The organism is Stenotrophomonas sp. SMYL8, assembly GCF_036320065.1.
Lineage (GTDB): Bacteria > Pseudomonadota > Gammaproteobacteria > Xanthomonadales > Xanthomonadaceae > Stenotrophomonas > Stenotrophomonas maltophilia_A.
In genome coordinates this window covers 42531-52231 of record NZ_JAWIRR010000025.1, presented here as the reverse complement: position 1 = coordinate 52231, position 9701 = coordinate 42531, and the positions used below count along the sequence as shown (strand labels likewise).

The following is a 9701-nucleotide window of genomic DNA, read 5'->3' as shown; positions in this document are numbered from 1 at the left end:
CCCCCCCCCCCCTCCCCCCCCCCCCCCCCCCCCCCCCCCCCCCCCCCCCCCCCCCCCCCCCCCCCCCCCCCCCCCCCCCCCCCCCCCCCCCCCCCCCCCCCCCCCCCCCCCCCCCCCCCCCCGACAGTTTCCGTGCGCGTCCAGCCCACGGAAAAAGAAAAAGAGCAAAGAGCAAAAGCACTCGCTCCGACCCGCCCAGGCCGAGTCAATCCAGAGCCGATGAACTCAGGCTTTGCGCTCCAGCTGTAGAAAGCGGCGCCGGCCGCAGGCCGGCCAAACACCCCGCTGCGCTGCGGCGCGACCTGCGGGCGACCGATCTGGGATAATGGGGATTCTTGTTTCCTCTGCTGCCGGACCCGGTCATGACCCAGAAGACGCTGCTCAACGATACCCACCGCGCCCTTGGCGCCAAGATGGTCGATTTCGGGGGTTGGGACATGCCCATCCACTACGGCTCGCAGCTCGACGAGCACCACTTGGTTCGTCGCGAGTCGGGTATGTTCGACGTCAGCCACATGACCGTGGTCGACCTGCGCGGTGACCAGGTCAAGCCGTTCCTGCGCCGCCTGCTGGCCAACTCGGTCGACAAGCTGAAGGTGACCGGCAAGGCACTGTACTCGTGCATGCTGAATCCGCGCGGCGGCGTTATCGACGACCTGATCGTCTACTACCTGGGCGACGATTTCTTCCGCATGGTGGTCAATGCCTCCACCCGCGAGAAGGACCTGGCCTGGCTGCGCGAGCAGGCTGCACCGTTCGGCGTCACCGTCGAGCAGCGCCCGGACCTGGCCATCCTCGCCGTGCAGGGCCCGCAGGCGCGCGACATCGTCATCGGCCTGGCCCGCGAAAGCGATCGCGCAGCGCTGGCCAAGCTGGGCCGTTTCGCCGCCCTGCAGGTGCAGTCCGATGACGGCGTCGAACTGTTTGTCGCCCGTACCGGTTACACCGGCGAAGACGGCTTCGAAATCCTGCTGCCGCAGGACGCCGTGGTCGCGTTCTGGAACCGCCTGCTGGCGGCGGGCGTGAAGCCGGCGGGCCTCGGCGCACGCGACACGCTGCGCCTGGAAGCCGGCATGAACCTGTACGGCCAGGACATGGACGAAGAGATCAGCCCGTACGAAGCGGCGCTGGCCTGGACCGTGTCGCTGGACGAAGGCCGCGACTTCATCGGCCGCGAGGTGCTGGAAGCGCAGAAGGCTGCCGGCACCGCCCGCCAGATGATCGGTCTGGTGATGGACGAGAAGGGCGTGCTGCGCCATGGTCAGGCGGTGACCACCGCCGGCGGCCAGGGCGAGATCCTGTCCGGCACCTTCTCGCCGACCCTGGCCAAGGGCATCGCCTTCGCCCGTGTACCGGCCGGTGAACTGGGCGAGGTCACCGTCGACATCCGTGGCCGGCAGGTGCCGGTGCGCGTGGTCAAGTTCCCGTTCGTGCGCGAAGGCCAGGCCCAGCCCGGCGTGCTCGCCGACGCCTGATCCGAAACTGCCGATCGTCACTGACAGCAGTGGCGGCCGGTTGGTTACACTAGCCCCGTTTTTTCCACCCCTGCATATCTCTGGAGCAGTCCCATGAGCGAGATCCCCGGCGACCTCAAGTTCCTCAAGTCCCATGAGTGGGCCCGTGTCGAAGGCAATGGCCGTGTCACCGTCGGTATTTCCGACCACGCCCAGGGCCTGCTGGGTGACCTGGTCTACGTCGAACTGCCGGAAGTCGGCGCCGACGCAAAGGCTGGCGAGCAGATCGCCGTTGTCGAGTCGGTGAAGGCCGCCTCGGACGTCTACAGCCCGATCAGCGGCAAGGTCGTCGAGGTCAACTCGGCGCTGTCCGACAAGCCGGAAACCATCAATGAAGATGCCTACGGCGAAGGCTGGATGTTCGTGGTCGAACTGACCAACGCTGAAGAGGTCAACGAACTGCTGGATCCGGACGCGTATGCCGAAGCCCTGGAAAACGACGACCACTGAGTCGTCACTTCCGGGTTCTGGAACGGCCACCTTCGGGTGGCCGTTTTTGTTTTGGCGAGTGCGTCGGACTCATGACGGCGGGTTCGCTCTGCACCCTCGGCGTGGCATCAGCCGACAGACGAACGGTGCCGATCAGCGTGCGCAGTTTTGCGCAAATCCGCGTTTCCGCCCCGCGCCGAAGCGATCGAATGTGAAAACTTTTCGCCCCCCGTTGCGGCCCCGTTGTGCTGGCGTTGGCGACGGTGCGGGTGACCATCGGCGATGCACGCGCGCTGTTGTCCGGAACATGTGCCTATCTGCGCAGAGTGCTTATTTCAAGTGTTTTTTGTTCAGAGAGCGCATCGACTTCGTCGTATGCGGCGCGCGTGCGCGCCGCTTCAATGGTCGTTGCAGGGCGCGCACGGCGGTGGCGAGGGCGGCGTCCGGGATGGCGCGGATGTGAAAATTTTTCGCGGGGGTTGTTGACAGTAAAAAAAACCGTGATTAGGTTTCGCCTCAGCAGACCTTGCCTGCCCAACCGAGTGCGCAGAATCAATCGTCCGATGCGAAGCAGCCCCTTCAAGACCACCGCGACCCTGATGACGGTGGACATGGCCCCGCTTCCCCCGGAGAAATGCAAGGCAACTCCCGTTCCGATGTCCGCTCCGCCGATCGAGGCGGGCATTGCCGCATCCGTAACGGCGCGCCTGACGCGCCGGCGGTCCCCGCACGCAGCATCCGCGGGTTTGATCCACCTGGGCGTTTCAACTCCCTATCACTGACGAGGAGCCATCCCATGGCAACCAAGAAAGCTGCGAAGAAGAAGCCCGCCGCCAAGAAAGCGGTGAAGAAGGTCGCGAAGAAGGCCGCTGCCAAGAAGGCAGTGAAGAAGGTCGCGAAGAAGGCGACCGCCAAGAAGGCAGTGAAGAAGGCTGCGAAGAAGGCTGCGAAGAAGGTCGCCAAGAAGACCACTGCGAAGAAGGCAGTGAAGAAGGCGGCGAAGAAGGTAGCCAAGAAGTCCACTGCCAAGAAGGCCGTCAAGAAGACCGCGAAGAAGGCCGTCAAGAAGGTAGCCAAGAAGGCCACCAAGAAGACTGCGAAGAAGGCAACGGCCCGCAAGCCGGCCAAGAAGGTCGCGAAGAAGGCAACTGCCAAGAAGGCCGTCAAGAAGACCGCCAAGAAGGCAGTAAAGAAGACCGCGAAGAAGGCGACCAAGAAGGCTGCCCCGAAGAAGGCAGCGAAGAAGGTTGCCAAGCGCAAGCCGGCCGCCCGCAAGAAGAAGGCTGCTCCGGTCGCTCTGCCGGCAACCCCGGCGCCGCTGATCTAAGTACTTCCCGATAGCCGCATCCTGAAACCCCCTTCCCTGACTGCCCAGCGGGGAGGGGGTTTTTTTATGGGCCGTTTGCAGGGTCGAGCCGTGCTCGACTGCTTTTCTGACGGTCGACGCTAGCGGTACGGCGCCGGTGGAAAGCGCTCCACCAGGAAGTCCAGGAAGCTGCGCAGGCGGGTCGAGTGGTAGCGATCGTGGGCGTAGACCACGTGCATCGGCCGACCGGTCTGGCCGAACTCAGGGAACAGCTGCACCAGGCGTCCGGTGTCGATGTCGGCAGCCAGCAGCAGTGCCGACTGCAGCACGATGCCCAGCCCGTGCAGCGCTGCCGTGCGCAGCGCTTCGCCGTTGTTGATCTGCAGCCGGCCGCCGGGCACACGCTCGAGTTCGCCAGCATTGGCCTGCAGCCACTGTGCGAGTGCGCTCGGTTCGAAGGACAGGCACTGATGCAGGGCGAGGTCCTGCAGGCTGCGAGGCGTGCCATGCCTGGCCAGGTACGCCGGTGATGCGCACATCATCAAGCGATACGGTGCCAGCGCACGCGCCACCAGCATGCTGCTGTCGGCCAGCGTGCCGATGCGCAGCGCCGCTTCGAAACCCTCCTCGGCGAGGTCGACCACGCGGTCGCTCAGCGTGACTTCGACCCGGACATCCGGATGGCGCGCCATGTATTCGGCCAGTGCCGGTACCAGTGCGTGCGTGCCGAAGATCACCGGCGCACTGATGCGCAACGTGCCCGCCGGTGCCAGCTGCTGGTGCTGCGCCTGTGCGTCCGTTTCTTCCACCAGCCGCAGGATCTCCCGGCAGCGGGTGTAGTAGTCCTCGCCGAAGGGCGTCATGTGCTGGCGCCGGGTGGTACGGCTCAACAGCTGCATCCCCAGCCGTGCTTCCAGCGCACGCAGGTGCTTGCCGGCCATCGTCGCCGAGATATCCATCGCCGCCGCCGCAGCGCTGAGGCTGCCCTTGTCCACGATCAGCACGTAGACCTGCATGCTCTCCAGCAGATTCATCTGACACCCCGGGTGTTGAATGCTGAAACCTGCGCGGAGTTTATCAATCAGGGGTGATCAAACAGCATGTACTGCACGGGCCGGATGTACCGGCTGGCGGATTGGGAGAACATCATGGATCTGGGGCTTGAAGGGCGTACCGCGCTGATCACCGGGGCGGGCAGTGGCATCGGTGCCGGTGTGGCCAGGCTGCTGGCGGCACAGGGAGTACGCATTGCGATCAGTGCACGGCGTGCCGAGCCGCTGCATGCACTGGCGGCGGAGATCGAATCTGCAGGCGCGCCGGCACCGATCGTCCTGCTGGGCGACCTCACCGATGCGGAGCAGGTACGCCACATTGCGGATGCAGCCTCGGCGGCACTGACGCGTGTCGACATCCTCGTCAATGCGGCTGGAGGAGGCCGGCCGACCACGGTGGATGCGGGGGACGATGTCTGGGAGGAAGCCATGGCCTTGAACTTCTCTTCGGCACGACGCCTGACCCAGGCACTGCTGCCCGCGATGCAGGCGCAGGGCTGGGGGCGGGTGATCAACCTCAGCGGTTCAATGGAACCGCGCGCGGTGAATGCTGCCACGGCGGCGAAGGCGGCGTTGCATCTGTGGAGCAAAGGGCTGTCGTCGGCGCTGGCCTCACAGGGCATCACGGTCAATGCAATCGCGCCGGGACGCATCAACAGTGCTCAGATCCGGGACCGGCTGCATCCCACCGAAGAAAGCCGGCGTGAGTTCATCGAACGCAACATTCCGATCGGGCGTTTTGGTGATCCGGAGGAGGTAGCGCCGCTGGTGGCCTTTCTTGCCTCGCCCTTGGCCGGCTACATCACCGGCGCGGTGATTCCGGTGGATGGCGGCATGCACTACTTCGCGCATTAGCCTTCCGTTTGTAGAGTCGAGCCATGCTCGACTGCTTTGCCCGAACAGTCGAGCACGGCTCGACTCTACGACTGCCAATAAAAAGGGCGACCCGCAGGCCGCCCTTCGCACACACGGTGAAGCCCGCCAACTCAGCGCGGCGAGGCCACCGCACGGTTGCTCGAAGCACCCTTGCCCTTGCGCTTGTCCTGCTGCGCCGGGCTCGCGCCTTCGGCCATCAGGTTGTCGCTGCCGAAGTCGGTGTCCACGTCCAGCCAGCGCTGCGTCGGCAGGCCCAGCGCGGAATCGAGCACCGTCGGCAGCAGGCCGCTGGGCAGGCCGCTTTCGCCGTTCCACATGATGGCGATGCCGAGATCGCGTTCCGGTACCAGCGCGACCAGGCCGCGATAGCCCTGCACGGCACCGGCATGGAACACCACATCGTGGCCGGCGTAGTCGAAGGTGCGCCAGCCCAGTGCGTAGCCGGCCGAATGCAGGCGCTCGCGGCGCCAGCCCGAACGCATTTCGCCCGGGGTGTTGATCAGGCTCGAATGCAGGGTGGCCAGCAGTGGTGCCGGCAGCACGTCCGGGCGATGGCCGGTGTGGGCCAGCAGCCACTGCGCCATGTCGCTGGCGCTGGCGTTGACGCCGGCGGCCGGGGCGACGCGGTAGTAGGTCGGCTTCGGTGTCAGCGACACCCAGCCATTGCGGCTGCGCACGTGCGGACGCGCCCAGCGCGAGCTGGCCTGGATGCCGGCCAGGCCGAGGCTGGCATCGTTCATGCCCAGCGGCTTGAAGATGCGGCGCTCGACCGACTGCTCGTAGAAGCTCCCCGAGGCGGCATAGACGACGTCGCCGATCAGGCTGAAGGCCACGTTCTGGTAGGCGTAGCAGTCGCCCGGCAGGCACTTCAGGCTGGTATTGGCCAGCTTCTGGGTGAGTGCGTAGTACTCGGCGTTGCCTTCGATGTCGCGGTCGTAGGCGTTGTACGGCAGGCCGACGCGGTGGCTGAGCACGTCGGCCACGGTCAGGCGATCGGTCGCTTCCGGAGAGTTCAGGCGGAAGCCCGGCACGTAGTCGGTGACCTTGCTGTCCCAGCGCAGCGTGCCATCGTTGACCAGCAGTCCGGCCATGGTGCCGGCGAAGGCCTTGGACAGCGATGCCAGGCGGAACACAGTGTGGGCGTCGACCGGCAGCGGGTTGTTGACGTCGGTAACCCCATAACCACGCGCGCTGAGTACGCGGCCACCCTGCACGATGGCCACGGCCATGCCGGGCACACGCTCGCCATAGGTGAGTTGCTGCGCCATCGATTCGATGTTGGCCACGTTGAAGCCGGCCGCCGGCAGCTGCACCTGCGGCACCAGGCCGGTGCGGTAAGCGGCGGGCTGGGTGTGGGCGACGGCGGTGGCGGCGGATTCGATGTTGGCCGGCATCGGCGGCAATGGCGGCGGGGTCTGCGCGGTGGTGGACAAGGCAACGGGCATCAACATGCCCAGCAAACCGGTGGCCGCCGAACGGATCGGACGACGCAGGCTGTTCTTTTTCATCGTGGAGACCCGTGCGCGACTGCTGATGGCGATTCTAGCGCCGCTTTTCCCTTGTGCACAAACAAAGCGAAGATGAATGCGCATCTCGTTGAAAAAGTTGGAATTTTGACGCCCCGAAAGCATGTGTCGGAACGTGTCGTCCGGGCGGGGCCGTGACACTGCGTTGCGGCCTTCTGCGAGGCTGCTGCTGGCGATGTTGCAGTGCATTGGCTAACGTACGCGCTTCACCGCCCCGGAGCCTGCCATGCCGCTGTCCAACCGCCGTCTTCTGGCGAGGGACACCGCGTGAGCGCGGTGAAGGGCAAGGGGCCGTTGCGTGGGCTGACGGCGGCACTGCGTGAGTCGCCGGCGCTGTGGTGGTCGTTCCTGTACTTCTTCTGCCTGCTCAGCGGCTACTACGTGCTGCGCCCGGTGCGGGAGGCGATGGCCGCCTCGGCCGACCTGGAAACGGTGTTCCCGTCGATGCTGATCGCCTGGTTCGCCAGTCATGGCATCGCGCTGAAGGATTTCGTCCTGCAGTTCCTGTTCTCCTGCGTGTTCGTGATCATGCTGGTGCTGCAGCCGGTGTATGGCTGGCTGGTCAGCCGCTTCCCACGGCGGGTGTTCCTGCCGGCGGTGTATGGGTTCTTCATCGTCACCTTGCTGGGTTTCTACGCGCTGTTCGACAGCAACGTGCCGGGGCGCGGCATGGCCTTCTTCCTCTGGGTGATGGTGTTCAACCTGTTCGCAGTGGCCGTGTTCTGGAGTTTCATGGCCGATGTGTTCTCCAACGCGCAGGCGCGGGCGTATTACGGCTACATCGGCGCGGCTGGCACCGTCGGCGCGTTCCTGGGCCCGCTCATCACCAGCGCGCTGGCACAGCGTGTGGGCATCGCCAACCTGATGCTGGTGTCTGCGGGTTTCCTGATTGTCTGCTTGCTATGCATCTGGCGGTTGCGGCACTGGGCGGTGCTGCGCGAACGCGAGCAGCAGCTGGTCTCGGGCGAGAAGCCGATGGGCGGCAGCGTGCTTGACGGCCTGAAGCTGATCGCACGCGAGCCGCTGCTGCGCTGGCTGGCGGTGCTGGTGGTGTTCGGCGTGGGCGTGGGCACCCTGTTGTACAACCAGCAGGCCAGCATCGTGCGCGCGGCCTTCAACGACCCGGCTGCCAGCACCGCGTTCTTCTCGCGCATCGACCTGGCGGTGAACGCGCTGACGCTTCTGTTGCAGTTGAGTCTGACTCGCTGGCTGTTGTCGCGCCACGGCATAGCCCCGGCCCTGCTGATTCCCGCGTTCGCCATCCTGATCGGCTTCTCGGTGCTGGCCGCATCGCCGCTGCCGATGATGGTGGCGGTGGTGCAGGTGCTGACCCGGGCCAGTGAATTCTCGCTCTTCAAGCCGGCACGCGAAACCATCTACACCCGGGTGGACCGCCAATGGCGCTACAAGGCCGGTGCGGCCATCGACACGGTGGTCTACCGTGGTGCCGACCTGAGCTTCACCTGGGTGCACAAGGGCTTGTCGCTGTTTGGTTCACACGTGGTGTTCATCGGCGGCGTGGTGGTTGCCGCGTGCATGACCGCCGCCGCATTCGGTGTGCTGCGCGAAGAAAAGAAGCTGCCGCGCGACCGCTGAGCCGCGCGGGGTCGGCTCCCTCTCCCACGGAGAGGGCTCTGACCCCATCACCCCATCCATCTATCCAAGGAACCGCCCATGTACTGGATCGCCCTCGCCCTGACCCTGCTGGTCGCCCTGCTGCACGTCTATTTCCTGGTGCTGGAAATGTTCCTGTGGACGCGCCCGCTGGGCCTGAAGACCTTCCGCAACACGCCCGAGAAGGCAGAGACCACGCGCGTGCTGGCGGCCAACCAGGGCCTGTACAACGGCTTCCTGGCGGCGGGCATCGTGGTGGGGCTGGTGATCGATCAGCCGGTGCTGGTGACGTTCTCGCTGGTCTGCGTGGTGGTGGCCGGGTGCTATGGCGCGTACAGCGTGAGCCGGCGCATTTTCATGATCCAGGCCGTACCGGCCATTCTGGCGCTGGTGTCGCGAGCGCTCTGACGTGGGCGCGTGCTGGCAGGCGCCGCCGCTCAGCGGCTGATGGCGCGCATGAAGCCCAGCCACATTGGCACGGCATGCAGCGCCGCACCCAGCACGAACAGGCCCGTCAGCAGGTGTACGCGCCAGTCGTTGATACGCAGGAAGACGAATTGTTCAAGCGCGCGGCCCACCCAGAACACCGCCATGAAACCCAGCAGGACCAACCCCAGACGAGTGCCGACCAGGTCCGGGGCAAAGATCAGCGCGATCAGCCCCATTCCCAGGAACACATAGATCACGCGCAGATTGAGGATCTGCATGATCGCGCGGTTGACCGTGCCGAGCTGGGCGAACTCGCGTTTCCAGCCGAACAGCCGCCAGAACGCCAGATGGAAGGCGGCAAACCCCAGGCTGTGAATGCCTGCCAGGCGCACAAGCAGTTCAGCGGTCGTCATGGTTGATCAGCCTGTGCGCGGAGGGCGCGGCGATACCCACATTGCGATGGTCGCATGGAACACCTCGGTCCCTGCCGCATCGGTCACGCTGACCTTCACGGGCAGGTCGTAGCCGTCCGCAGCACTGACGATGGACAACACTGGCGTCGCCACGGCCTTCAACGTGCCCAAGGCCTTGGCCTGGTATTTCACTTCCATGCCCTTGGGGATCCAGCGCATGTCTGCCGGCAGGCTGGCGTCCACCATCACCCCGCCGACCAGCTCGGCCAGGTTGCACATCGCGATCGCATGTACCGTGCCGATGTGGTTGTTGATGCGGCGGTGCTGGCGGATCACGCCTTCGCAGCGGCCTGGCTCCAGTGCGGTGATGGTGGGTGCGATGCTGGCGAAGTAGGGCGCCTTGAAGCACACCGCGCGCGAGAACAGCCAGTTGCCGGCAGGCCAGCGCTGCAGGCGGTGGTAAAGCGAGAGCAGGGGCGTGGACATGGTTGATGTTCCGGTCGGCGGATAAAGCGACGGCGGGCCGAGGCCCGCCGTCGTGG

Annotated in this window: 11 protein-coding genes; 6 read left to right on the top strand and 5 right to left on the bottom strand. The window is 65.6% G+C overall.

Annotated features, from left to right (window positions below; genetic code table 11):
* Positions 1-362: 362 nt before the first annotated feature.
* Complete coding sequence (gene gcvT, locus V3B25_RS17155) at positions 363-1475, top strand: glycine cleavage system aminomethyltransferase GcvT (RefSeq protein ID WP_329811046.1); 1113 nt, start codon at positions 363-365, stop codon at positions 1473-1475.
* 93 nt (positions 1476-1568) lie between these two features.
* Positions 1569-1964 (top strand): glycine cleavage system protein GcvH, encoded by a 396-nt coding sequence (gcvH, locus tag V3B25_RS17150; RefSeq protein ID WP_005410701.1) that lies wholly within the window; start codon positions 1569-1571, stop codon positions 1962-1964.
* Positions 1965-2256: 292 nt separating this feature from the next.
* Here the strand turns inward: gcvH and V3B25_RS17145 are convergent, their stop codons facing one another.
* On the bottom strand, positions 2257-2556 hold the full coding sequence (locus V3B25_RS17145; protein WP_125895567.1) for a hypothetical protein: 300 nt from the start codon (positions 2554-2556) through the stop codon (positions 2257-2259).
* Between the two features lie 183 nt (positions 2557-2739).
* On the opposite strand from V3B25_RS17145, the gene V3B25_RS17140 reads away from it, so the two are divergent.
* Positions 2740-3270 (top strand): hypothetical protein, encoded by a 531-nt coding sequence (locus tag V3B25_RS17140; protein WP_329811045.1) that lies wholly within the window; start codon positions 2740-2742, stop codon positions 3268-3270.
* Positions 3271-3389: 119 nt separating this feature from the next.
* On the opposite strand, the gene V3B25_RS17135 is transcribed toward V3B25_RS17140, so the two are convergent.
* Positions 3390-4283 carry a LysR family transcriptional regulator gene (locus V3B25_RS17135; RefSeq protein ID WP_154264208.1) on the bottom strand — a complete coding sequence of 298 codons (894 nt, stop codon included), beginning with the start codon at positions 4281-4283 and terminating at the stop codon, positions 3390-3392.
* A 114-nt stretch (positions 4284-4397) separates the two neighbouring features.
* Here V3B25_RS17135 and V3B25_RS17130 point away from each other — a divergent pair, with 114 nt between their 5' ends.
* Positions 4398-5156: an SDR family oxidoreductase gene (locus tag V3B25_RS17130; RefSeq protein ID WP_032130070.1), complete on the top strand. Its 759-nt coding sequence runs from the start codon at positions 4398-4400 to the stop codon at positions 5154-5156.
* Between the two features lie 131 nt (positions 5157-5287).
* Here the strand turns inward: V3B25_RS17130 and V3B25_RS17125 are convergent, their stop codons facing one another.
* A complete protein-coding gene (locus V3B25_RS17125; protein WP_032130059.1) occupies positions 5288-6685 on the bottom strand; it encodes a serine hydrolase domain-containing protein in 1398 nt (465 codons plus the stop codon).
* Positions 6686-6970: 285 nt separating this feature from the next.
* On the opposite strand from V3B25_RS17125, the gene V3B25_RS17120 reads away from it, so the two are divergent.
* Positions 6971-8299 (top strand): MFS transporter, encoded by a 1329-nt coding sequence (locus V3B25_RS17120; protein ID WP_049420965.1) that lies wholly within the window; start codon positions 6971-6973, stop codon positions 8297-8299.
* Positions 8300-8377: 78 nt separating this feature from the next.
* Entirely contained in the window at positions 8378-8725 is a 348-nt protein-coding gene (locus tag V3B25_RS17115) for a DUF1304 domain-containing protein (protein ID WP_049420964.1), read from the top strand.
* Positions 8726-8754: 29 nt separating this feature from the next.
* Here V3B25_RS17115 and V3B25_RS17110 read toward each other — a convergent pair whose 3' ends face one another.
* Both V3B25_RS17110 and V3B25_RS17105 read right to left on the bottom strand, forming a co-directional pair.
* The gene (locus V3B25_RS17110) at positions 8755-9138 is read right to left on the bottom strand and encodes a hypothetical protein (RefSeq protein WP_329811044.1); all 384 of its coding nucleotides are present in this window, start codon (positions 9136-9138) and stop codon (positions 8755-8757) included.
* Positions 9139-9165: 27 nt separating this feature from the next.
* Complete coding sequence (locus tag V3B25_RS17105) at positions 9166-9645, bottom strand: hotdog fold domain-containing protein (protein ID WP_180845387.1); 480 nt, start codon at positions 9643-9645, stop codon at positions 9166-9168.
* Positions 9646-9701: the final 56 nt, after the last annotated feature.